The organism is Chromobacterium subtsugae (assembly GCF_001676875.1).
GTDB classification, from domain to species: Bacteria; Pseudomonadota; Gammaproteobacteria; order Burkholderiales; family Chromobacteriaceae; genus Chromobacterium; species Chromobacterium subtsugae.
Genome location: NZ_JYKA01000002.1, coordinates 47,297 through 69,355, shown reverse-complemented (window position 1 = coordinate 69,355; position 22,059 = coordinate 47,297). Strand labels below are relative to the sequence as shown.

Annotated in this window: 27 protein-coding genes and 5 tRNA genes; 20 read left to right on the top strand and 12 right to left on the bottom strand. The window is 66.9% G+C overall.

Annotation, left to right across the window (positions count from 1 at the left end; genetic code table 11):
- Positions 1–22: 22 nt before the first annotated feature.
- From MY55_RS02600 to MY55_RS02590, 3 genes are read right to left on the bottom strand one after another with little or no spacing between them, the layout of a single operon-like run.
- The gene (locus MY55_RS02600; protein WP_043571897.1) at positions 23–481 is read right to left on the bottom strand and encodes a Smg family protein; all 459 of its coding nucleotides are present in this window, start codon (positions 479–481) and stop codon (positions 23–25) included.
- A 30-nt stretch (positions 482–511) separates the two neighbouring features.
- On the bottom strand, positions 512–1,582 hold the full coding sequence (gene dprA / locus MY55_RS02595) for a DNA-processing protein DprA (RefSeq protein WP_043571899.1): 1,071 nt from the start codon (positions 1,580–1,582) through the stop codon (positions 512–514).
- A complete protein-coding gene (locus MY55_RS02590) occupies positions 1,579–2,616 on the bottom strand; it encodes a LysM peptidoglycan-binding domain-containing protein (RefSeq protein WP_047243106.1) in 1,038 nt (345 codons plus the stop codon). Before MY55_RS02590 ends, dprA begins: the two co-directional genes overlap by 4 nt.
- 127 nt (positions 2,617–2,743) lie before the next feature.
- Between MY55_RS02590 and def the strand changes: the two genes are divergently transcribed.
- The 8 genes from def to MY55_RS02550 all read left to right on the top strand — a co-directional run bounded on the left by def (position 2,744) and on the right by MY55_RS02550 (position 11,228).
- Positions 2,744–3,247 carry a peptide deformylase gene (def, locus tag MY55_RS02585; protein ID WP_043571904.1) on the top strand — a complete coding sequence of 168 codons (504 nt, stop codon included), beginning with the start codon at positions 2,744–2,746 and terminating at the stop codon, positions 3,245–3,247.
- Positions 3,248–3,319: 72 nt separating this feature from the next.
- Positions 3,320–4,243 (top strand): methionyl-tRNA formyltransferase, encoded by a 924-nt coding sequence (gene fmt / locus MY55_RS02580; RefSeq protein ID WP_065201929.1) that lies wholly within the window; start codon positions 3,320–3,322, stop codon positions 4,241–4,243.
- Between the two features lie 41 nt (positions 4,244–4,284).
- Positions 4,285–5,142, top strand: coding sequence for a zinc metalloprotease HtpX (htpX, locus tag MY55_RS02575; RefSeq protein WP_043571909.1), 858 nt, complete (start codon positions 4,285–4,287; stop codon positions 5,140–5,142).
- Between the two features lie 72 nt (positions 5,143–5,214).
- Entirely contained in the window at positions 5,215–6,465 is a 1,251-nt protein-coding gene (gene rsmB, locus MY55_RS02570) for a 16S rRNA (cytosine(967)-C(5))-methyltransferase RsmB (RefSeq protein ID WP_043571995.1), read from the top strand.
- Positions 6,452–7,024 carry a DUF4390 domain-containing protein gene (locus tag MY55_RS02565; RefSeq protein ID WP_230623319.1) on the top strand — a complete coding sequence of 191 codons (573 nt, stop codon included), beginning with the start codon at positions 6,452–6,454 and terminating at the stop codon, positions 7,022–7,024. The genes rsmB and MY55_RS02565 overlap by 14 nt, the downstream gene beginning before the upstream one ends.
- Positions 7,024–9,135: a sensor histidine kinase gene (locus MY55_RS02560; protein WP_065201928.1), complete on the top strand. Its 2,112-nt coding sequence runs from the start codon at positions 7,024–7,026 to the stop codon at positions 9,133–9,135. Before MY55_RS02565 ends, MY55_RS02560 begins: the two co-directional genes overlap by 1 nt.
- A complete protein-coding gene (locus MY55_RS02555; protein ID WP_043571914.1) occupies positions 9,135–10,403 on the top strand; it encodes a sigma-54-dependent transcriptional regulator in 1,269 nt (422 codons plus the stop codon). The genes MY55_RS02560 and MY55_RS02555 overlap by 1 nt, the downstream gene beginning before the upstream one ends.
- A 63-nt stretch (positions 10,404–10,466) precedes the next feature.
- Entirely contained in the window at positions 10,467–11,228 is a 762-nt protein-coding gene (locus MY55_RS02550) for a HesA/MoeB/ThiF family protein (protein WP_173427799.1), read from the top strand.
- A gap of 93 nt (positions 11,229–11,321) precedes the next feature.
- Here the strand turns inward: MY55_RS02550 and MY55_RS02545 are convergent, their stop codons facing one another.
- The 5 genes from MY55_RS02545 to MY55_RS02525 form a co-directional block, all read right to left on the bottom strand.
- On the bottom strand, positions 11,322–11,807 hold the full coding sequence (locus tag MY55_RS02545) for a TlpA family protein disulfide reductase (protein ID WP_043571916.1): 486 nt from the start codon (positions 11,805–11,807) through the stop codon (positions 11,322–11,324).
- Positions 11,808–11,827: 20 nt separating this feature from the next.
- Positions 11,828–12,241 (bottom strand): acyl-CoA thioesterase, encoded by a 414-nt coding sequence (locus MY55_RS02540; protein WP_043571918.1) that lies wholly within the window; start codon positions 12,239–12,241, stop codon positions 11,828–11,830.
- A gap of 28 nt (positions 12,242–12,269) precedes the next feature.
- Positions 12,270–12,647, bottom strand: a complete 378-nt coding sequence (locus tag MY55_RS02535; RefSeq protein WP_043571920.1) for a hypothetical protein — start codon at positions 12,645–12,647, stop codon at positions 12,270–12,272.
- A 14-nt stretch (positions 12,648–12,661) separates the two neighbouring features.
- Positions 12,662–13,519, bottom strand: coding sequence for an energy transducer TonB (locus MY55_RS02530; protein ID WP_047236190.1), 858 nt, complete (start codon positions 13,517–13,519; stop codon positions 12,662–12,664).
- 96 nt (positions 13,520–13,615) lie between these two features.
- Complete coding sequence (locus MY55_RS02525; protein WP_043571921.1) at positions 13,616–14,080, bottom strand: Dps family protein; 465 nt, start codon at positions 14,078–14,080, stop codon at positions 13,616–13,618.
- Between the two features lie 77 nt (positions 14,081–14,157).
- Here MY55_RS02525 and MY55_RS02520 point away from each other — a divergent pair, with 77 nt between their 5' ends.
- The gene (locus MY55_RS02520; RefSeq protein WP_065201927.1) at positions 14,158–14,454 is read left to right on the top strand and encodes a DUF167 domain-containing protein; all 297 of its coding nucleotides are present in this window, start codon (positions 14,158–14,160) and stop codon (positions 14,452–14,454) included.
- Here the strand turns inward: MY55_RS02520 and MY55_RS02515 are convergent.
- Entirely contained in the window at positions 14,448–14,891 is a 444-nt protein-coding gene (locus tag MY55_RS02515; protein WP_043571925.1) for an FxsA family protein, read from the bottom strand. The two genes, MY55_RS02520 and MY55_RS02515, sit on opposite strands and share 7 nt — an antisense overlap.
- 1 nt (position 14,892) lies before the next feature.
- On the opposite strand from MY55_RS02515, the gene cutA reads away from it, so the two are divergent.
- From cutA to MY55_RS02475, 8 genes are all read left to right on the top strand, one after another.
- A complete protein-coding gene (cutA, locus tag MY55_RS02510) occupies positions 14,893–15,240 on the top strand; it encodes a divalent-cation tolerance protein CutA (protein ID WP_081284612.1) in 348 nt (115 codons plus the stop codon).
- 123 nt (positions 15,241–15,363) lie between these two features.
- Positions 15,364–15,439: transfer RNA gene (locus MY55_RS02505), tRNA-Lys, on the top strand.
- Between the two features lie 28 nt (positions 15,440–15,467).
- Positions 15,468–15,543: transfer RNA gene (locus MY55_RS02500), tRNA-Lys, on the top strand.
- A 25-nt stretch (positions 15,544–15,568) separates the two neighbouring features.
- Positions 15,569–15,644: transfer RNA gene (locus tag MY55_RS02495), tRNA-Lys, on the top strand.
- Positions 15,645–15,680: 36 nt separating this feature from the next.
- Positions 15,681–15,756: transfer RNA gene (locus MY55_RS02490), tRNA-Lys, on the top strand.
- A 34-nt stretch (positions 15,757–15,790) separates the two neighbouring features.
- Positions 15,791–15,866, top strand: a tRNA-Lys gene (locus tag MY55_RS02485).
- A gap of 201 nt (positions 15,867–16,067) precedes the next feature.
- Positions 16,068–16,649 (top strand): biliverdin-producing heme oxygenase, encoded by a 582-nt coding sequence (locus tag MY55_RS02480; protein ID WP_043571929.1) that lies wholly within the window; start codon positions 16,068–16,070, stop codon positions 16,647–16,649.
- Positions 16,646–17,035 carry a YbaN family protein gene (locus tag MY55_RS02475; protein ID WP_043571931.1) on the top strand — a complete coding sequence of 130 codons (390 nt, stop codon included), beginning with the start codon at positions 16,646–16,648 and terminating at the stop codon, positions 17,033–17,035. The genes MY55_RS02480 and MY55_RS02475 overlap by 4 nt, the downstream gene beginning before the upstream one ends.
- Here MY55_RS02475 and kdpA read toward each other — a convergent pair.
- Positions 17,032–18,837, bottom strand: a complete 1,806-nt coding sequence (gene kdpA / locus MY55_RS02470; RefSeq protein WP_065201925.1) for a potassium-transporting ATPase subunit KdpA — start codon at positions 18,835–18,837, stop codon at positions 17,032–17,034. The two genes, MY55_RS02475 and kdpA, sit on opposite strands and share 4 nt — an antisense overlap.
- Positions 18,838–19,023: 186 nt before the next feature.
- Here kdpA and MY55_RS02465 point away from each other — a divergent pair, with 186 nt between their 5' ends.
- The gene (locus tag MY55_RS02465; protein WP_047236196.1) at positions 19,024–19,353 is read left to right on the top strand and encodes a hypothetical protein; all 330 of its coding nucleotides are present in this window, start codon (positions 19,024–19,026) and stop codon (positions 19,351–19,353) included.
- 9 nt (positions 19,354–19,362) lie between these two features.
- Here the strand turns inward: MY55_RS02465 and MY55_RS02460 are convergent, their stop codons facing one another.
- Entirely contained in the window at positions 19,363–19,959 is a 597-nt protein-coding gene (locus tag MY55_RS02460) for a DUF4124 domain-containing protein (protein WP_047236197.1), read from the bottom strand.
- The gene (pyrE, locus tag MY55_RS02455) at positions 19,959–20,603 is read right to left on the bottom strand and encodes an orotate phosphoribosyltransferase (protein ID WP_043571937.1); all 645 of its coding nucleotides are present in this window, start codon (positions 20,601–20,603) and stop codon (positions 19,959–19,961) included. The genes MY55_RS02460 and pyrE overlap by 1 nt, the downstream gene beginning before the upstream one ends.
- A 76-nt stretch (positions 20,604–20,679) precedes the next feature.
- On the opposite strand from pyrE, the gene MY55_RS02450 reads away from it, so the two are divergent.
- Entirely contained in the window at positions 20,680–21,456 is a 777-nt protein-coding gene (locus tag MY55_RS02450) for an exodeoxyribonuclease III (RefSeq protein ID WP_047243109.1), read from the top strand.
- The gene (locus tag MY55_RS02445) at positions 21,456–22,052 is read left to right on the top strand and encodes an alpha/beta hydrolase (protein WP_047236215.1); all 597 of its coding nucleotides are present in this window, start codon (positions 21,456–21,458) and stop codon (positions 22,050–22,052) included. The genes MY55_RS02450 and MY55_RS02445 overlap by 1 nt, the downstream gene beginning before the upstream one ends.
- The last annotated feature ends 7 nt before the right edge of the window (positions 22,053–22,059 follow it).

Sequence of the window (22,059 nt, the reverse complement as noted above, 5' to 3'; positions counted from 1 at the left end):
CCTCGCCGCCTGGCCTGACAAGTTATTGCATGGTGGGCTCGCCGTGCACCGCTTCCAGCAGCGCTTCGCCGAGCAGTATCGGCAGTTCCGCCTGTTGCGCCCACAACACCATCAGCACCAGCAGTTTGGCGTTGGCGACGTCCAGGTCTTCGCCGTCCAGCTCCAGCAGGCGGTCTATCACCATCTCGCGCTGCGACGGGGTCAACGCGCCGTTGTCCTCCAGAAACTGGATCAGGCCGCGCACGTCGGCGGGCAGGTGCTCCAGCTCGCTGTCGGCGTAGACGCGCAGGCCGCTGCCTTCGTCGGCGCCGGCGTAGGCTTCCACGCTGGTTTCGCCGACGCTGTCCAGCCAGTCCAGCGCTTCGCCGATGTCGTCATCGTCGAAGCCGACGGCGTTCAGCTGGCGGGTGAGGGCGTTGCGGTCGCCGAAGGCGGCGGGGTCGCTGTATTGCTCGAATAAATAGGTGAGTACGTCAAACATCGGTATTTTTCATTGGAGAACGGCATGCGTTCAGGTTCGAGCCAGCCTTTGAAAGCGGCCGCCGGCGAGGCTGGCCACCTGGCCGTCCAGCTCCAGTTCGAGCAGCATCGCGTAAACCTCCCCGGCAGTCAACCCGAGCGCGTCCGCCAGGTTCTCGGCCAGCGCCGGTTCCCAACCCATGGCGTCCAGCAGCGGCGCGGCTTTCCCGCCGTCCGGCGCGGCTTGTTCGACCTGCCGCGCCGACAGGCGGCCGACTTCGTCCAGCACGTCGTCGACGCTTTCCACCAGCCGCGCGCCGTCCTTGATCAGCTGGTGGCAGCCGCGCGCCTGCGGGTTGTGGATGCTGCCGGGAATCGCCATCACGTCGCGGTTGCTTTCCATCGCCAGCCGCGCGCTGATCAGCGAGCCGGAGGCGGTGCCGGCCTCCACCACCAGGCAGCCGCGCGCCAGGCCGGCGATGATGCGGTTGCGGCGCGGGAAGTGCCCGGGCAGCGGCCCCATGCCCAGCGGGAATTCCGACAGCAGCAGGCCTTCGGCCGCGATGCGGTGGGCCAGCGCGCGGTTGCCGGCCGGGTAGACCCGGTCGATGCCGGTGCCGACCACCGCGATGGTGGACGCGGGGTGGGCGAGCGCGCCCTGGTGGGCGGCGGCGTCGATGCCGCTGGCCAGGCCGCTGACGATGGTATAGCCGTGCGCCGCCAGGCCGGCGGCGAAGTCCTCGGCGTTGCGCTTGCCCTGCGGGGTGGCGGCGCGGCTGCCGACCACCGCCAGCATAGGCCGCGCCAGCAGCTCGCGCCGGCCGCGGGCGAACAGCAAGGGCGGCGGCGACGCCGCTTCGGCCAGTTGCGGCGGATAATCGGGGTCCAGCAGCGTCAGCAGGTGGCAGCCTTCGCCTTCGGACCAGACCTGCGCGGCCTCCACCATAGGCGCGGCCAGGTCCTGCTGCAGCGCGTCGGCGGCCTCGCGGCCGATCAGCTTTTCCGTCTGGGCGGCGCGGGCGGCGGCGGCGTGCTCGGCCGAGCCGAAGGCGTCGATCAGCTTGAGAAAGCCGACCGGGCCGATGCCGGGAGTCAGCGCCAGCTTCAGCCAGGGGGCGCTCATTCGGCCTCCGGCGCGGCGATGCCGTCGCCGACATAGATGGCGCTGGTGCTGTCCAGCACTAGCGCGTAGGAAACCTTGTCGAACACGCGGTAGACGAACAGCTTGCCGGCCTGTTCGGTCGGCAGCTGCGTGCGGCGGGGCTTGCCGTCCGGACCGTCGATCATGATGTCGCCGCCTTTCTTGTAGATGCCGAACACCAGGCCGGGCTCCATGCCGGCCTGGCTGCCCAGGTTGACCGCGACGGTTGAGTATTGCGCCGCGCCGTCTATGCCCTGGTAGGTGCTGATGATCTTGCCGCGCAGGCCTGGCGGCGGCGAATGCGGCACGTAGTTGACGAACTGCTCGCGCGGCGCGCGCACCAGATGGTCGCCGATCAGGATTTCACCGGCCACGCGCCGGACCCGCAGCGTCTGCACGTCGCGGCCCAGCTTGTCCGCCACCAAGTCGCCGCTGTAGGCGGCCTCGACGCCCAGCACCGCCTGGCTGTCGGGGTCGAGCAGCGGTTTGCCCAGCCGGTAGGCCTGCCAGGTGCCGGTTTCGCCGACGCCGCTGGCGTAGACCTTGTCGCCCTGGCTGATGCTGATGCGCTCGTCGGGGCCGGCCACCAGCCGCGGCGCGGTGGCGAATTGCGCCGGATCCACCACCAGCGGGCGGGCGAGGAAGGGTTCTATCGCCTCGGCCGGGATGCTGGCGATGGCCTGGTCCTGTTGCTCGGGCCGCGCCTGCGGCGACAGCTTGACCTCGCGCAGGCTGTCGCCGGCCAGCGACAAGCGCGGGCGGCCGTCGACGTAATCCAGCGTCAGCACGTCGCCGGGATAGATCCAGTGCGGGTTCTTGATGTCGGCGCGGTTCATCCGCCACAGCTCGGGCCATTGCCACGGGCTTTTCAGGTAGCGGGCGGAAATGCCCCACAAGGTGTCCCCTCTGGCCACCGTGTAGCGGGCCGGCGCGTCGGGTTTGACCGTCAGTTCGTCGGAAAAGGCGGGAAGAGCCAGCCCTAGAGCCAGAGCAAGCGATATAATGCGGTTACGCATGAATGAATCCCAATCTTGGTGCCGGCAGGCCCGGGGCCCGGAGCGGGGACGGAACGAAAGCTGCGTCGGATGGCTGTATTATCGGCGCGGGCGCGGCAATACGACAACTTGGAGTGAATAAATACCAATGGCGCTGTTGAACATTTTGCATTACCCGGACGATAGACTGCACACCGTGGCCAAGCCGGTGGAGGTTTTCGACGCCGCGTTGCAGCAGCAGATCGACGATATGTTCGAGACCATGTACGAAGCCAAGGGCATAGGCTTGGCGGCCACCCAGGTCGACTACCACCGCCGCCTGGTGGTGATGGACATCTCGGAAGAGCGCGACGAGCGCCGGGTGTTCATCAACCCGGAAATCGTCGAGAAGAACGGCGAAACCGTTTACGAGGAAGGCTGCCTGTCGGTGCCCGGCATCTACGACAAGGTGACCCGCGCCGAGCACGTCAAGGTGAAGGCGCTGGATCGCGACGGCAAGCCGTTCGAACTGGAGGCCGACGGCCTGCTGGCGATCTGCATCCAGCACGAGATCGACCACCTGAACGGCGTGGTGTTCGTCGAGCGGCTGTCGCAGATGAAGCAGACCCGCATCAAGACCAAGCTGAAAAAGCGCGAAAAACAGAATATGTAAGCCAGGCCGGATGGCCAGGAGCAGGCGGCGCCGCGCGACGGCGCCGCTGTCATTTAGCGGAAAGCCCTGACGATGAAACTGATTTTTGCCGGCACGCCGGAATTCGCCGCCGCCGCGCTGCGCGAGCTGATCGCCGCCGGCCATGAGATCGCGCTGGTGCTGACCCAGCCGGACCGGCCGGCCGGCCGCGGCATGAAGCTGAAGCCCAGCCCGGTGAAGGAAGTGGCGCTGGCCCACGGTCTGCGCGTCGAGCAGCCGGAAAAGCTGCGCGGCAACCTGGAGGCGCAGCAGATGCTGCGCGACATCGGCGCCGAGCTGATGGTGGTGGCTGCTTACGGCCTGATCCTGCCGCGGGATGTGCTGGAGATTCCGGCGCGCGGCTGCCTGAACATCCACGCCTCGCTGTTGCCGCGCTGGCGCGGCGCGGCGCCTATCCAGCGCGCGATCCTGGCCGGCGACGGCGAAACCGGCATCACCATCATGCAGATGGACGTCGGCCTGGATACCGGCGACATGCTGAGCATCCATCCGCTGGCGATCGCCGCCGACGAAACCGCCGCCTCGCTGCACGACAAGCTGGCCGCTTGCGGCGCGCAAGCCATCGTCGAGACTCTGGGCCGCCTGGACGCGATCGCGCCGCAAAAACAGCCGGAAGACGGCGTCACCTACGCGCAGAAGCTGGCCAAGGCCGAGGCGGAGGTGGACTGGACGCTGCCGGCCGAGGACGTCGCCCGCGCCATCCGCGCCTACAATCCGGCGCCGGGCGCCTTCACCACGCTTGGCGGCGAGCCGCTGAAGCTGTGGATGGCGGTTGCCGAGGCCGGCGCCGCGGAGCCGGGCGCGGTGGTGTCGGCCGACGCCGACGGCGTGCTGGTGGGCGCCGGCCAGGGCCTGGTGCGGCTGACCGTGCTGCAGGCGGCCGGCGGCAAGCGGCTGGCGGCGCGCGATTTCGTCGCCGGCAAGAGCCTGCCGGCGGGAACCCGGCTGGGCGTTTGAGTTTCCAAGCCTCTGGACCACAAAGCAGATAAGGGTAGAACATGAACGACAACTGGCTGAAGACCACGGTGCTGATGGCCGCGATCATGGCCTTGTTCGCGTTGATAGGCGGCATGATAGGCGGCAAGGCGGGGATGCTGCTGGCGCTGCTGTTCGGCGGCGGCATGAATCTGTTCGCCTGGTGGAATTCCGACCGCATGGTGCTGTCGATGTACAACGCGCAGGAAGTGGACGCCAATAGCGCGCCCGAGTTCTACGGCATGGTGGCGGAGCTGGCGCAGCGCGCCGGCCTGCCGATGCCGCGCGTCTACGTGATCCACGAGGAGCAGCCGAACGCCTTCGCCACCGGCCGCAATCCGGAAAACGCCGCGGTGGCCGCCACCAGCGGCATCATGCGCATGCTCGACTACCGCGAGCTGCGCGGCGTGATGGCGCACGAGCTGGCCCACGTCAAACACCGCGACACGCTGATATCCACCATTTCCGCCACCATGGCCGGCGCGATCTCCGCGCTGGCCAACTTCGCCATGTTCTTCGGCGGCCGCGACGAGAACGGCCAGCCGGTCGGCCTGCTGCCGCGCCTGGCGATGGCCTTTCTGGCGCCGGTGGCGGCCAGCCTGATCCAGATGGCGATCTCGCGCGCGCGCGAATTCGAAGCCGACCGCGGCGGCGCGGAGATTTCCGGCGACCCGCTGGCGCTGGCGTCGGCGCTGCAGAAGATCGAGTACTACGCGCAGGGCATCGCGATGCCGACGGCCGAGGCGCACCCGGAAACGGCGCAGATGATGATCATCAACCCGCTGTCCGGCGGCGGGGGCCTGGGCGACTTGTTCCGCACCCACCCGCACACCGCCGAACGCATCGAGCGCCTGAACGCGCTGGCGCGCGGCGCGTATTGAACGTTTATATTTGAAACAGCCATGAGGGCCAGTTCCGCGCGGGACTGGCCTTGTTTTATCGAAAGACACGCCATGCATCATATCCAGCAGCTGGCCGCGGACATTCTGGGCCGCGTCGAGGCCGGCACCACTCTGACCGAGGCGCTGGCCGCCGCCCACCGCCAGGCGCCCAATCTATCCGCCGCCGAGCGCGGCGCGCTGCAGGATCTCAGCTACGGCAGCCTGCGCCACCTGGGCGCGCTGCGGCACCATTTGCGCCAGCTGGTGCCCAAGCCGCTGCCCGAGCCGCAGCTGGAGCGGGTGCTGGTCATCGCCTTCTATCAATTGCAGCACACCCGCGCCGCCAGCTACGCGGTGGTCAACGAGGCGGTGACGCTGGCCGGCACGCTGGCCAAGGGCAATTTCAAGGGCCTGGTCAACGGCGTGCTGCGCAATTTCCTGCGCCGGCGCGACGAGCTGGTCCAGCTGGCCGAGCGCGATCCGGTGGCCAACTGCAACCATCCCAGCTGGTGGCTGCAGCGGGTGCAGGCCGCTTATCCAGAGCAATGGCGGCAGGTGATGGCCGCCGCCAACTCCCACCCGCCGCTGACGCTGCGGGTCAACCGCCGCGACGGCGCCGCGGCCGACTACCTGGCGCGGCTGCGGGCCGCCGGCATGGAGGCGGAAGCGCTGGGCGGCGAGGCGGTGCGGCTGGCCAAGCCGGTGGCGGTGCGCGAGCTGCCTGGCTTCGCCGACGGCGCAGTGTCGGTGCAGGACGAGGGCGCGCAGCGCGCCGCGCACTGGCTGGACCTGCAGCCCGGCCAGCGCGTGCTGGACGCCTGCGCCGCGCCGGGCGGCAAGACCGGCCACATGCTGGAGCTGGCCGACATCGAGCTGACGGCGCTGGACATCGACGCCGCACGGCTGGCGCGGGTGGCGGACAATCTGGAGCGGCTGGGCCTCACCGCCCAGCTGCGCGAGGCCGACGCCGCCCGGCCCGACAGCTGGTGGGATGGCCAGCTGTTCGACCGCATCCTGGCCGACGTGCCGTGCTCGGCCTCCGGCGTGGTGCGCCGCCATCCCGACATCAAATGGCTGCGCCGCCCCGGCGATTTCGCCGCGCTGGGCCGCCAGCAGGCGGCGATGGCGGACGCGTTGTGGCCCTTGCTCGCCAGCGGCGGAAAAATGCTATACGCTACCTGCTCGATTTTTCCCGAAGAAAACCAACAGCAATTGGAAAGCTTCCTGCAGCGCCACCCGGATGCGGCGTGCCCGAGGCAGGAGCAACTGCTGCCCTGTGAGCGTCATGACGGCTTCTATTACGCGCTGCTTGAGAAACATTAGCCTGCTGCTGGGCCTGCTGTGCTGTCTGATTCCGGCGGCGCAGGCGGACGCCATCGCGCCGCGCCGCGCCGAAGCCGAAGTGATGGCTGACGGCACGCTGTCGGTCAGCACTCGGTTTCTCACCAAGCTCACCCCCAGCCTCAGCGAAGCGCTGCAGCAGGGGGTGTCGCTGGGGTTTCGGCTGGAGTTCCAGCTGATCAAGCCGCGCACCACCGCCTATTACCTGAGCCTGCGCGAGTGGTTCGACCCGCACGCGCAGCTCAGCTTCAAACTGTCCTACCAGTCGCTGACCGGCCGCTACCGCGTCAGCATCGGCAGCCTGTCCAATTACTACCCCAGCCTGCGCGAGGCGCTGGCGGCTATCGGCGCGATCCAGGGCTGGCGGGTGCTCAATCCCGGCACGCTGGACCCCAGAAAGCCGGGCCAGGTGGCCGGCCAGGTGCGGCTGCTGCTCGACATCGGAGATTTGCCCAAGCCTTTCCAGATGAATGCGCTGGGCTCCGACGACTGGTCGCTGGATTCCGACTGGGTCAAGCTCGACATCAAGGACGGCGGCTGATGCGCTACGCCACCATCGCGATGGCGACGCTGGGGGCGATCCTGCTCTACCTGCTGGCCGTGGCCACCGGCAACGCCTCAAAGCTCAACGACTACTACTGGTGGGTGTTCGGCCTCAACAGCCTGCTGCTGCTGGCCCTGCTCAGCGTGGTGGGCCGCCAGCTGTGGCGCTTGCGCCAGCGGGTGAAGAACCGGGTGTTCGGCGCCAAGCTGACCCAGCGGCTGGCGCTGATGTTCGCCGGCGTGGCGCTGGTGCCCGGCCTGTTGGTGTTCACCGTGTCGGCGCAGTTCCTCACCCGCAGCATTGAAAGCTGGTTCGACGTCCGCGTCGAGGCGGCGCTGGACCGTGGCCTGGTGCTGGGCCGCAGCGCGCTCAACTACGTGCTGGACGATGTCGGCCGCAAGAGCCGGCTGGTTCTGGACGAGGTGGAGCCGCTGCCGGACAGCCAGCTGCCGGCGCGGCTGGAGCGCCTGCGCGAACAACTGGGCCTGCGCGAGGTCGCCATCTTCAACCGCGGCAGCGGCCAGATGCTGGCCTTCGCTTCCGCGTCCGCCCGGCCGCAGGGGCCGGCGCCGACGCGCGAGGCCCTGCGCGCGGTCAAGCTGCGCTCGCCGCAGCAAAGCATAGAAAACGACGGCAACAGCGGCCTGATGCTGCGGGTGCTGCTGGCCTACCGGATGCCGGACGAGCAGGTGCGCGTGCTGCAGCTGCAGCAGGCCGCGCCCGCCGACATCAGCCGCGACGCCGAGCAGATCGAAAGCGCCCGTTCCGAATACCGCCAGCTGCTGCTGGCGCGCCACGGCCTGCGCACCTTCTACATGCTGACGCTGGCGCTGGTGGTGCTGCTGGCGCTGACCGCGGCGCTGGCCTTCGCGCTGTTCCTGTCGGAACGGCTGTCGGCGCCCTTGTCCGAGCTGGCGGCCGGCACCCGGGCGGTGGCGCAGGGCGACTTCTCCAAGCGCCATCCGGTGTACCGCCGCGACGAATTGGGCATGCTGACCACGCTGTTCAACCGCATGACGCAGCAGCTGGACGAGGCGCGCCAGGTGGCGGACAAGAGCCGCGGCGAGCTGGAGGGCGGCAAGCTGTACCTGGAAAGCATCCTGGCCAACCTGTCGGCCGGAGTGATAGCCTTCGGCCGCGACTGGCAGATCCGCGCCGCCAATACCAGCGCCTCGCGCATTCTGGGGGTGGAGTTCAATCATCTGGCGGAGCACCGCTTCCCGGAGTGGGGCGAGGTGATGCCGGCGGTGGAGCCGCTGGTGGCGACCGTGATGGAGCATACCGACAGCGATGTGGAAAGCGACTGGCAGACCCAGCTGAACTATGAAACCAGCCAGGGCGAGCGCACGCTGCTGGTGCGCGGCGCGCGGCTGCCGGAGCACTCCAGCGACGGCTACGTGCTGGTGTTCGACGACATCACCGAACTGGCCCGCGCGCAGCGCGACGCGGCCTGGGGCGAGGTGGCCAAGCGGCTGGCGCACGAGATCCGCAACCCGCTGACGCCGATCCAGCTGTCGGCCGAACGGCTGGCGATGAAGCTGGCGGACAAGCTGGAAGGCAACGACGCCGACATGCTCAAACGCGCCACCGACACCATCATCAAGCAGGTCGGCGCGCTGAAAAGCATGGTGGACGCTTTTCGCGATTACGCCCGCGCGCCGCGGATCAAACTGGTCAAACTTGATCTCAATCAGGTGATCCGCGAAGTGATGACCCTTTACGAATCCAATCCTGCTGTTAAGATTGCGCTGGACGAGGTTCCGCCGATGATCATGGGCGACGCCGCCCTGCTTCGGCAAGTGTTGCACAACCTGATGCAGAACGCCCAGGATGCAGTCCTTGACGTTGGCATCCCGATGATTCAAATTAGCAGCCGACAAGAAGAAGGAAACGTGCTCGTTTGCGTCGAGGACAATGGCGCGGGCTTCAGCCCCGACATCCTCCGGCGCGCGTTCGAGCCTTATGTGACCAGTAAAGCCAAGGGAACCGGTCTTGGACTGGCCGTGGTCAAGAAGATTATGGAAGAACACCATGGACAGGTCATTTTGGGGAATGCCGAACAGCAAGGTGCGCGCGTCCTTCTCTCCCTGCCATTGCTGGAGGCCTAATGCGTAGCAGCGATATTTTGATTGTGGACGACGAGATCGGTATCCGAGAACTGCTCTCCGAGATCCTGCAGGACGAAGGTTATACCGTGGCCCTGGCGGAAAATGCCGAAGTAGCCCGGCAGTTGCGCAACCAGACGCGTCCCGCGCTGGTGCTGCTCGACATCTGGATGCCGGATTGCGATGGCGTCACGCTGCTGAAGGAGTGGGCCAAGTCCGGCCTGCTCAACATGCCGGTGGTGATGATGTCCGGCCACGCCAGCATAGACACCGCGGTGGAGGCCACCCGCATCGGCGCTTTCGACTTCCTGGAGAAGCCGATCGCGCTGCAGAAGCTGCTGACCACCGTGCAGCGCGCGCTGAAATACGGCGACATGCAGGCCAACACCTCGTTGAACCTGGACAAGCTGGGCCGCAGCGAGCCTATCCAGGAGCTGAAACGCCAGCTGGAACGCGTGGCCAAGGTCAAGTCGCCGGTGCTGTTGACCGGCGAGTCCGGCTCCGGCTTCGAACTGGTGGCGCGCTTTTTCCACCAGGGCAACACGCCGTGGGTGACGCCGGCCAAGCTGGAACAGCTGGCCGACGCGCCGCTGGAACTGCTGCAGAAGGCCAACAACGGCGTGCTCTACCTGCCGGAGATCGGCCAGTACAGCCGCCGCGTGCAGCAGGGCTTGCTGTTCCTGCTGTCCAAGCTCGATCGCTTCAACGTGCGCCTGCTGTGTTCGTGCAGCCGTCCGCTGCAGGAGCTGCTGGTGGATCCGGAGTGCGACAACCGCCTGCTGACGGCGCTGTCCAGCGTGATCGTGCCGATTCCGCCGCTGCGCGAGCACTCGGAAGACATCACCTTCATCGCCGAGCAGATCCTGGTGGAGCTGGTGGAGTCCAAGCAGGTGCCGGCGCGCAAGCTGACCACCGCCGCGCTCAACGCGATGCGCCAGTATGACTGGCCGGGCAACCTGGAGCAGCTGCGCAGCATCATCAAGAGCCTGGCGCTGACCGCGGAGTCCGACGAAGTGGACGCCGGCGAGGTCAACAAGGTGCTGGCGCAGTTCCGCCATGAAAAGCCGGTGGAGGAGTCGGGCTTCGACTTCAACATCCCGCTGCGCGAATTGCGCGAACAGCTGGAGCGCCGCTATTTCGAGTACCACATCTCGCTGGAAAACGGCAATATGAGCCGGGTGGCGCAGAAAGTGGGACTGGAACGTACCCACCTGTACCGCAAGCTGAAGCAACTGGGCATAAAGTTCGCCCGCAAGGTGGCGGAGGAGTAAATCCGCCGCCGGCCATCGACGCCAGCCTGCCGGCTGGCGTTTTGCATTTTGGAGCGCCATGACATGGAATACCCGCGCGAACTGGACGACGAGGCGCTGCTGCGCTACGGCCGCCACATCCTGCTGCCCGAGATTGATATCGAAGGCCAGCGCCGGCTACTGGCGGCGCGCGCGCTGATCGTCGGCGCCGGTGGGTTGGGATCGCCAGCTGCCTTGTACCTGGCCAGCGCCGGCGTCGGCCGCATCACCATCGCCGATGACGACGCGGTGGAGCTGTCGAATCTGCAGCGCCAGATCGCCCATGACACCGCCAGCCTGAAGCAGGGCAAGGCCGAGTCGGCGGCGCGGCGCATGCTGGCCTTGAATCCATCGATAGAAGTCCGGCCGCTGGCCGAGCGGCTGTCCGGCGAGCGCCTGATCGAGGAGGTGGCGGCGCACGACCTGGTGCTGGATTGCTCGGACAACTTCGCCACCCGCCACGCAGTCAACCGCGCCTGCGTGGCTGCGCGGGTGCCGCTGGTGTCCGGCGCGGCGGTGCGCTTCGCCGGCCAGCTGGCGGTATTCGACAGCCGCGACGCCGCCTCGCCGTGCTACCACTGCCTGTTTCCTGAGGAGGGCGAGGCGAGCGACGGCCCGTGCGCGACCTTCGGCGTGCTGTCGCCGCTGGTGGGCGTGATCGGCAGCCTGCAGGCGGCGGAGGCGGTCAAGCTGCTGGCCGGCATCGCGCCCAGCCTGGGGCGGCTGACCCTGTACGACGCGCTGCGCGGCGATTTCCGCCAGATCCGCGTGCCGCGCGACCTGGCTTGCGCGGTGTGCGGAGAGTAGGGCGGAAGCCCGGCTTTGCCGGGCGTTCCGCCTGAAGCGTGGGGGTGTTGGTAGCGGCGAAACGCCCCGCAGGGGCTTCCGCCCTACCATGGTCTACAGCTGCTGCTCGATCAGCTGGCGCACTTCGGGGAAGTTCATCACCCCGACATAGCGCTTGATGATGTTGCCCTGCTTGTCGATCAGGAAGGTGGTCGGCGCCAGCTGGATGTCGCCGAAGGCCTTGGCCACCTCGCCTTGCGGGTCCAGCGCCACGAAGAAGGGCAGCTGGTTGTGGGCGACGAAGCTTTGCACGTAGTTGGGCGGGTCGTAGCTCATCGCCACCGCCACCACGTTCAGCCCCTTGCCGGCGTATTGCTGGTGCAGCTTCTTGATTTCCGGCATTTCTTCCACGCAGCCCGGGCAGCTGGTGGCCCAGAAATTCACCAGGACCACTTTGCCTTTCAGCGCCGCAGTGCTGGTGCTGACGCCGGCGAGCGAGGTCAGCTTCACTTCCGGCGCCGGATTGCGGCTAAACAGCAGCGAATAAGCGATGCCGGCGATGGCCAGCAGCGCCAGCGCCGCGATCAGACCCTTCTTCATGTCGCGTCCCCGTCCAAGGTTCAGGCCGGTTGGGCCATCATCTTTTGCAATTGTTCCTGCAGCGGGCCTTCCAGCGCCACCGCCTTGTTCTGCTTGGCGTCGAACACCACGAAGGTGACGTCGGCCTCGGCCACCACGGTGTCGCTGCCTTCCAGCAGCACGCGCTGATGGATGACCGCGCTGCGCTTGCCTATCGACTGCACGCCGGTCTCCACCAGCAGCTGGTCGCCCATGGTGGCCGGGTGGCGGTAGTCGATGTTGATGTTGACCACCACCAGCGCCAGGCCCGATTCCAGGAACAGCGCGAGGTTGCCCTCGTCTTCGAACTGGTTCCAGCGCGCCTCTTCCAGAAATTCCAGATAGCGGGCGTTGTTGACGTGGCCGAACAGGTCCAGGTGGTAGCCGCGGACCTTGATCCGGGTGTGATGCGCCATGTGTTTCCCCTTTTGTCGTGGTGCTGCGTTATTCGGCGTCGCCGTCCAGGTTCAGCGGCACGAAAGCTTCGCGTTCCAGCGGCTGGTCCACCAGGTCGGTCAGCACGCCGTGGATTTCCAGCTTGAACCATTGTTGGAACAGGTTGGGACTGAGATTCTGCGGCCAAAGGCTGTCGTCCTCGCACCAATCGGCCAGCTCAGCTTCGAACAGCTGGCGGTATTGCGCCAGCACGAAGGCGCGCGCGTCGTCGTAGTCGTCGACGGGCGGGATCAGCAGCGCGTTGCAGTTGGCGGACAGCTGCTCCAGGCTCAGATTGTGGTCCAGGCCGCCGGGCAGGCTTTTCAGCCAGGCGAGGAAGGGCGCTTGCGGGCGGAGCAGCGCGACGCTGCGGTTGACTTCGAACATGATGGATCCTTGATTCAATGGCTGGATAACAGATTATCGCGGGTGAAGACGAAACGCTGGCTGATCCGCAGCGCCGGTCCGCGCGAAAGCGCCGCGGGAAACGGCGGAAATGGCGAGGCCAGCTCGACAATGCGGCGCGCGGCCTCGTCCAGCACCGGGCTGCCGGACGAGCGGGTGACCCGCTGCGCCTGCAGGCTGCCGTCGGCGCCTATGGTCACTTCCAGCGTCACCGCGCCGTGCAGCCCCAAGCGGCGGGCTTCGGCCGGGTAGTTGAGGTTGCCGATGCGCTCCACTTTCAGCCGCCAGTCGGCTTGATAGCGCGCCCAGGGGTAGCCGCGGGCGGCGGCGCCGATGTCGGCGCCGGCCTGGCCACTTTCCAGGTCGCTGTCGGCGACGGCGTTGTCGCCGCCGCTGCGGGCCAGTTCTCCGACTTGTGCCAGCAGCGAGCCGGCGCTGGGCGGCCTGGCGCTGGCGGCCGGGGCGGCCGTCAGCTTGGCCGGAGCGGTTTCAGGCTTGACTATCGGGGCGGGCTTGGCGGCTGGCGCTGACGGAGGAGGCGGCGCGGCTTGGGCTTCGGCGGCGCGGGCCGGCATGGCGCTGCGGCTGAGCAGATGCCCGGCCTCGGCGGTATTGCCGGCGCCCTGATGGTCGTTTTCGGCCACGCGCGTGATGTCCGGCGGCGCCGGCGCGGGCGTGGACTGCAGGCGGATGCTGATCTGTGGCGCGCTTTCCGGCGCGGGCGCCGATGCGCCGGACGGCAGGCCGGCCAGGCTGAGCAGCAACAGGTGCAGCAGCAGCGACAGCGCCGCCATCAGCCATAGCAGGCGGCTGTTGGGCGCGGAGAGGCGGGTGCGGTACAGGTGGTCGGCCATGGCGTATTCCGGACTTTGGCGGATTTTAGCACGGCTGCAATGGCAAACGCCGCGCAAGGCGCGGCGTTGCCGATTCGGCGCAGGCCGGATGCCGGATTATTTCTCCAGCAGGCTGCGCAGCATCCAGGCGGTCTTCTCGTGCACCTGCAGGCGCTGGGTCAGCAGGTCGGCGGTGGGCTCGTCGCCGGCTTTCTCCACCACGGCGAAGATGCCGCGCGCGGTGCGGCACAGCGTTTCGTGGCCTTCCACCAGCTGGCGGATCATGTCGTCGGCCTTGGGCACGCCGTTGGCTTCCGGGATGGAGGTCAGGCGCGCGTAGTCGGCGTAGCTGCCCGGCGCGTAATGGCCCAGCGCGCGGATGCGCTCGGCCACCAGGTCCACCGCCAGCGCCATTTCGTTGTACTGCGCCTCGAACATCAGGTGCAGGGTGTTGAACATCGGTCCTGTGACGTTCCAGTGGAAATTATGGGTTTTCAGGTACAGGGTGTAGCTGTCGGCCAACAGGCGGGACAAACCATGGGCGATGTCCTGCCTGTCTTGTTCGTTGATGCCGATATCCATGACTAAGCTCCTGAGTGGCGGCTCTGCTGCCTGGCCGCGTTTTGGACTACACTTTCCGTTTTGAGCGGAAAATGGCGATGAAAACCTGGTTGCGATGCGATGAGGGCCGGGTGAGGCTGACGCTGCACGTGCAGCCCGGCGCCAGAAAGACCGAAGCCGCCGGCGAGCACGGCGATTGCCTGAAGATCAGATTGGCCGCTCCGCCGGTGGATGGCAAGGCCAATGCCGCGCTGCTGGCCTGGCTGGCCGAGCGCTTCGGGGTGGCCAGGCGGGAGGTGGCGCTGCTGTCCGGCGACAAGAGCCGCCGCAAGGTGGTGGAAATCGGCTGCGCGCTGGACGCGGCCGCGGTGCTGAGCCTGTTCGGCGTTCATTGAAGGTGGCGGCCTGGCCGCGGCTTGTCGTCGACGCGGCTGTATTCGCCTTCGATCACGTCGCCGGCGCCGGCGTCCGGGCCGTGGGTCGGCCGCGGGCCGCCGGTCGGAATCTGGATGTCGGGGCCTTTTATCGGCAACAGCAACAGCACCGCCAAGGCGTCGCTGAGCAGGCCGGGCAGCAGGAACAGCAGGCCGGCCAGCGCGTAGCGCAGCGGCCACAGCAGCGAGTACAGCGAAACCTTTTCGCCCTGGCGCATCACGCTGCCCAGCGTCAGCAGCGCGCCCAGCTTCTGGTTGCGCAGCATCCACAGGCCCAGCATGGACGACAGCAGCACCAGCAGGAACACTGCCAGGCCGCCGATGTGGTCGGCCAGCGCCACCAGCACGGCGATTTCGGCGAACGGGTAGATCAGCAACAGCAACAGGAGCGCGCGCATCTTGAATACTTTTCCATCTAGCGATTGTTTATTGGTCGTCTGCAATGTACCCGATCCGCAGTTGGCCGGACAGATTGCGGCGACGCTGGTGGCGGAACGGCTGGCCGCCTGCGTCAATATCTTGCCGCCTTGCCAGTCGGTATACCGCTGGCAGGAGGCGGTGGAGCGCGCCGAGGAAACCCCGCTTTTGATCAAGACCGTCCGCGCCGCCTATCCGCGGCTGGAGCGGCGGCTGGCCGAGCTGCATCCGTACCAGGTGCCGGAGATCGTCGCGCTGCCGCTGGAGCGCGGCTTGCCCTCCTACCTGACATGGGTATCTTCCAGCGTGGTTTCAAGTGGCGACGTTTGATTCGGCTGTATTGCGACTGTTTGGCGGCGGATTTCGTTCCCGCCGCCAGGCATGCGCTGAAAATATTTTTCACAGAATGGCTTGACGCTGCGGAAGGATTTCATTATAGTTGCGGACTCTCGTGGGTCGTTAGCTCAGCTGGTAGAGCAGCGGACTTTTAATCCGTTGGTCGCAGGTTCGAATCCCGCACGACCCACCACGAGAAGCTTGTATTGCATGTTCCGGACGGGTCGTTAGCTCAGTTGGTAGAGCAGCGGACTCTTAATCCGTAGGTCGAGTGTTCGAGCCACTCACGACCCACCATCCAGACATGCGCCGTACGTTGTGCGGGTCGTTAGCTCAGCTGGTAGAGCAGCGGACTTTTAATCCGTTGGTCGCAGGTTCGAATCCCGCACGACCCACCAATCAAGCGCTTATCTGTTGTCAATGCAGTTCAGGATGGGTCGTTAGCTCAGTTGGTAGAGCAGCGGACTCTTAATCCGTAGGTCGAGTGTTCGAGCCACTCACGACCCACCACCATCCCTGCATCTCCCCGACACGCATCCCCCATGGGTCGTTAGCTCAGCTGGTAGAGCAGCGGACTTTTAATCCGTTGGTCGCAGGTTCGAATCCCGCACGACCCACCAAGAATTCATGCATCTGGCCCGATCGATCCGATCGGGCCTTTTGCGTTTCCGGCGCGCACGCTGCGTGTGCCTGGTGGCTTTCCGCTTTCAGTATTAAATAAAAATGGTTATCATTACTATTTATTTGCGCGACGGCTGACAGGCCGCCGCGCATGTCTTTCCGCCGCCCCCGCGCGGCGGGATTCCATTGGAAGCGCCGCAATGAACACCATAATCGACACCACCCGCACCCAGGACCTGAAAGCCCGCACCCACGCCACCCACGACCAGCTGGACCAGCGCATCATGGCCAAGCAGCCGTTCGCCAGCCGCGACAACTACGCCCGTTTCCTGGACGCGCAATACCGCTTCCTGCGCGACGCCGACGCGCTGTACGACAATCCGGAGCTGGCCGAGCTGTTCCCCGACCTGGCCGAGCGCCGCCGCTATCACAGCATCGCCGCCGATCTGGCCGATCTGCAGCGGCCGCTGCCGCAGCTCCGGGACGCGCCGATCAGCGAAACCCTGGACGTCGCCACCGCGATGGGCTGGCTGTACGTGGTGGAGGGTTCCAAGCTCGGCGCCGCCATCCTGTACAAGCTGGCCGGCAAGCTTGGGCTGGACGAGAATTGCGGCGCCCGCCACCTGGCCGGCCATCCGGACGGCCGCGCCCGCCACTGGCGCGCCTTCACCGCGGCGCTGGATGGCCTGAATCTGGACGAGGCGGCGGAAGCGCGCGTCACCGCCGGCGCGGTGGCGGCTTTCGCCTGCATGAACGCGCATCTGGACCAGGTGTACGCTTGAACGAAGCCCGCCATCCCGCCGTGCGCTGGCTGTATCTGGCGGGCGGTTGCCTGATGGTGGCGCTGGGCGTGATCGGCGCCGTGCTGCCGGTGATGCCCACCACCATCTTCCTGATCCTGGCGCTGGCCTGCTTCAGCAAATCCTCGCCGCGGCTGGAGGCCAGGCTGCTGAACCACCCCAGATACGGCCCCGGGCTCAGGCGCTGGCGCGAGCAGCGCATCGTGCCGGTCAAGGCCAAATGCTTCGCCGCTTTCGGCATGGGCGTCGGCTTCATCGCATTGCTGCTGTCGCGGCCGCCGCATTGGGTGCCGTGGCTGGTGGCGGCGATCGAGCTGTCGGTGCTGCTGTACCTGCTGAGCCGGCCGTCGCGGCCGGCCGATGCCTAAGGGACGGCCAGCGTGATGTGTTCGGCCACCGGCCCCAGCGCCAGCGCCGGCAGATAGGTCAGCGCCGTCGCCAGCAGGATGGCGGCGATCAGCAGCAGCGCGAACAGCGGGCCGTGGCTGGGCAAGGTGCCGGCGCCGGGCGCGCGCCTCGGCTTGGCGGCCAGCGAACCCGCCAGCGCCAGCACCGGCACGATCACGCCGTAGCGGCCGAACCACATCGCGATGCCCAGCATGAGGTTGTAGAACGGCGTGTTGGCCGATAGCCCGGCGAAGGCGCTGCCGTTGTTGTTGGCGGCCGATGTGTAGGCGTACAGCACCTCGCTCAGGCCGTGGGCGCCGGGGTTGCCGAGGCCGGCCAGCCCCGCCGGCACGCTGACGCTGATGGCCGACTGCAGCAATATCAGCGCCGGCGCCAGCAGCAACACCGCCGCCATCATCTTGGTTTCGAACGCCTCTATCTTCTTGCCCAGGTATTCCGGCGCGCGCCCTATCATCAGCCCGACGACGAACACCACCAGGATGGCGTGGATCACGATGCTGTAGAGGCCGGCGCCGGGGCCGCCGAACACCACTTCCCCGGTCTGCATCATCACCATCGGCACCATGCCGCCTATCGGCGTGAAGGAGTCGTGCATGGCGTTGACCGCGCCGTCGCCGGAACTGGTGGTGACGGCGGCGTACAGCGCCGAACCGGCCGCGCCGAAGCGCGTCTCCTTCCCTTCCATATTGCCGCCGCTTTGCCGCGCGCCATGGCTCTGGTCCACCAGGGCCGGACTCAGTAGCGGATTGCCGGCTATTTCGCTGCGCATGCAGGCCGCCGCGCCCAGCGCCATCATCAGGCTCATCGCCGCGACGATGGTCCAGCCCTGGCGGGTGTCGCCGGCCATCAGGCCGAAGGCATGGCACAGGCCGGCGGGCAGGATCAGCAGGGTCAGCAGTTGCAGGAAGTTGGTGAGTGGAGTGGGATTTTCAAACGGATGGGCGGAGTTGGCGTTGAAAAAGCCGCCGCCGTCGCCGCTCATGATCTTGATCGGCTCCTGCGAGGCCACCGGCCCCAGCGCCAGGTATTGCTGGCGCGCGCTCAACTGCTGCAGCAGCGGCCGGCCATCCGCGTCTTTCAGCGCGTTGCCGCGCGCATCCTGCAGCGGCACCCGGTAGTGGCTGGCTTCCAGCGTGGCGACGGTTCGGCCTGCCGCCAGCGTCTGCGGCACGCCTTGCTGGACGAAAATCAGCGCCAGGATGAAGGATAGCGGCAGCAGGATGTACAGCGTGCAGCGGGTGAGATCCACCCAGACATTGCCCAGCGTCGCGCTCGACTGGCGCGTCAGGCCGCGCAGCAGCGCCAGCAGCGCCGCCATGCCGCTGGCGGCGGAGAGGAAGCTTTGCGCGTTGATGCCCAGCATCTGGCTGAGGTGGCTCAAGGTGGTTTCGCCGGCATAGCCTTGCCAGCTGGTGTTGCTGACGAAACTGACGGCGGTGTTGAAGGCGGAATCGGGAGCGACGGCGCGGAAGGATTGGGGATTGAGGGGCAGCCAGGCTTGGCAGCGTTGCAGCAGGTAGAGGAACAGGACGCCGACGAGTTGGAACAGCAGCAGGTTGATCGCGTAGTTTTTCCAGCCCATCTCTCGCTCCGGTTCCACCGCCGCCAGCCGGTAGAGCCGAGTCTCCAGCCAGCGCCCGGGGCCGGCCAGCAATGGCGGCTTGCCGGCCATGGCCAGGAACATGTAATGGCCGGCGGGTTTGATCAAGGCCAGCAGGGCCAGCAGGAACAGTCCGAGTTGCAGCAGCGAATATGTCGGCATGGGTGGGTCTCGCGGCGAAATGGGGGGCGGTGGCCGGCAGGACTGCCGGGGCGCCTTCTTGCCGCGTACTGTAAGAAAGCGCCTGTTAAAGTGAGCTAAGAATTTGCCGGCGGGATGTAAGAATGTCATCAAGGCGCGGCTTGCCGCATAATACGGCGATTGGGCGATGTGCCCCGGAGGAATGCGATGAGAATAGATAAGGCGGGCGCGCTGTTGGCGGCGGCGCTGGCATCCGGCGCCGCGTGGGCGCAGACGGCGGACGAGCAGCTGCTGGCGTCGCAGATGGCTTTTCAGCAGGCGCAAAGCCAGCAGACGCAGGCGGACGCCAGGCTGAAGGCGGCGCAGGACGCCAAGACGCTGGCCGAGCAGCGGCTGGCCGGCGCCCAGGCGGCGCTGGACAAGGCGAATGCGGATCTGGCCACTGCAGCCGCGGCGCAGAACAGCGCGCAGCAGGTGCTGCAAGGCGCGACGCAGGGCCTGAACCAGGCCTGGCAGCGCAAGGACAGCGGGCAGTAGGATGGCGGGTCAGCGGGCGTTCAGCTGCTGGTAGCGCTGGATGTCCTGCTGCATCTTGCGGCGGAAGGCGTCCAATTCGCCGCGTTTGGCGCGGATCAGCGCGTCGAGATCCAGCTGTTCGTGGCGCAAGGCCTGCAGATTGTGCGTGGTGGAAGGATGCGGCGGCTGGCGCAGCTTGGCGCTCAGGTCCAGGTCTTTTTGCAGGTCGCGCTGCTGGAGCAGCAGGCCCTGGGCGCGCAACTCCAGCGCGTGATAGGCGGATTGCAGCACCGACAGCTGCCTTTCCCGGTCGGCCTTCAGGTCGGCCAGCGAGGGGTAGCTCTGAATCAGCGCCTGGTCGTGGCGGGCGGCGTCCTGCTGTCTTTGCTGCAGCAGCAGGGCGGCGGCGGCGGACGCTTCGCGCGCCTTGCGCTGCGCGTCGCTCTCTGCCGGTTTCCTGACGCTGCCCTGCTGGTTCAGTTCGGCCACGCCGCCGCTTTGGCTTTGCAGCGGCGGAGAATCGCTGTAATGCACCCGGCCGGCGTCGTCCACCCACTTGTACAGCGCGCCGCCGGCAAAGGCCGCCGCGCACGACAACAGGGTGAAAAGGCCGGCCAGACGCGTCATCAGTCGTTGACTCCGTATTGAGCGCGGTAGGCGCGCACCGCATCGAGGTGGGCGGCCAGTTCCGGGCTGTGTTCGAGGAAACCCAGCAGGTCTTTCAGGGTGGCGATGGCCACCACCGGCAGGCCATGCTGCTGCGCCACTTCCTGCACCGCCGACAATTCGCCCAGGCCGCGCTCCATCCGGTCCAGCGCGATGGCTACGCCGGCCGGTTCGGCGCCGGCGGCGCGGATCAGTTCCACCGATTCGCGCACCGAGGTGCCGGCGGAGATCACATCGTCTATGATCAGCACCTTGCCCTTGAGCGGCGCGCCGACCAGGGTGCCGCCTTCGCCGTGGTCCTTGGCTTCCTTGCGGTTGTAGGCGAAAGGCACGTTGCGGCCCTGTTCGGCCAGCGCCATGCCGGCGGCGGCGGCCAGGATGATGCCTTTATAGGCCGGTCCGAACAGCATGTCGAACGCGATGCCGCTTTCCGTGATGGATTTGGCGTAGAAGCGCGACAGGCTCAGCGTGGAGGCGCCGTCGTTGAACAGGCCGGCGTTGAAGAAGTAGGGCGACTTGCGGCCCGCCTTGGTGATGAACTCGCCAAACTTCAAAACCTGCTTGTCGAGCGCAAAACGAATAAAATCCTGACGGAAATCGCTCATCCTTACTCCTTTATCAAATCGTTAACTGTTTGAACGGCTGAAAAAAATCGCCGCAAGCATAGCACAGGAGAGTCTCTTGCTTCGAATCGTTTCCGCCAACCTCAATGGCATCCGCTCGGCGGACAAGAAGGGCTTTTTCGACTGGCTGGCCACCATCGACGCCGATTTCGTCTGCGTGCAGGAATTGAAGGCGCAGGCGGCCGACCTGTCCGAGCGCATGCGCGCGCCGGACGGCCTGACCGGCTATTTCCATTACGCCGAGAAGAAAGGCTACAGCGGCGTCGGCGTGTATGCCCGCCGCCAGCCGGACGCGGTGGTGGAGGGGCTTGGCGTGGACTGGATCGACGCCGAAGGCCGTTTCCTGCAGCTGGATTTCGGCAATCTGTCGGTGGTGTCGCTGTATCTGCCGTCCGGTTCCAGCAGCGACGAGCGCCAGCAGGTGAAGTTCGACTTCCTCGACGTGTTCATGCCGCACCTGGAACAGCTGCGCGCCGCCGGCCGCGACATCGTGATCTGCGGCGACTGGAACATCGCCCACAACGAGATCGACCTGAAAAACTGGAAGGGCAACCTGAAGAATTCCGGCTTCCTGCCGGAAGAGCGCGCCTGGATGACCGACCTGCTGGGCCGCGTCGGCTGGCGCGACGCCTGGCGCAATCTGTACCCGGACGCGCCTGGCTACACCTGGTGGAGCAACCGCGGCCAGGCCTACGCCAAAGATGTGGGCTGGCGCATCGATTACCATATCGTCACGCCGTCGCTGATGGAGCAGGCCGAGTCCGCCAGCATCTACAAGGACGAAAAGTTTTCCGACCACGCGCCCTTGATCGTCGATTACCGCCGGGAGCTGTGATGTGGGACGACGATGATGTCACGCTGCTGACGGCGCCGGGCTGGGGCAATTCCGGCGACGCGCACTGGCAGAGCCGCTGGGAGCTGACCTATCCGCTGGCGCGCCGCGCGGAGCAGCGCGACTGGCTGTATCCGTCCCGCGACGAGTGGGTAGCCGGCCTGGCGGCGGCGGTGGCCGCCGCGCCCGGCAAGCTGGTGATCGCGGCCCACAGCCTGGGTTGCCATGCCGCGGCCGCCTGGCTGCTGCAAGCGTCGCTGCTGGAGCAGCGCCGGCTGAAGGGCATGTTGCTGGTGGCGCCGCCGGCGCTGCCGATCGGCGCGGACATCGCGCGCGCCAGCGGCGAACTGCCGGCGGGCGCGCCCTTGCCGGATTTCGCCGGTTTCGCGGCTGCCGACGAGCGGCGGCTGCCGGTTCCCGTCATCGTCGCCGCCAGCCAGGACGACCCGTTCTGCGATTTCGCCGTCGCCAAGCGAATGGCGGCGGATTGGGGCGCGGAGCTGTTCGACGCCGGCCGCTGCGGCCATATGGGCAGCCATGCCGGCCTGGGCAGCTGGCCGGCGGGCCAGCGGCTGCTGCAGCGGTTGATCCTGGGCTGATCCCGCC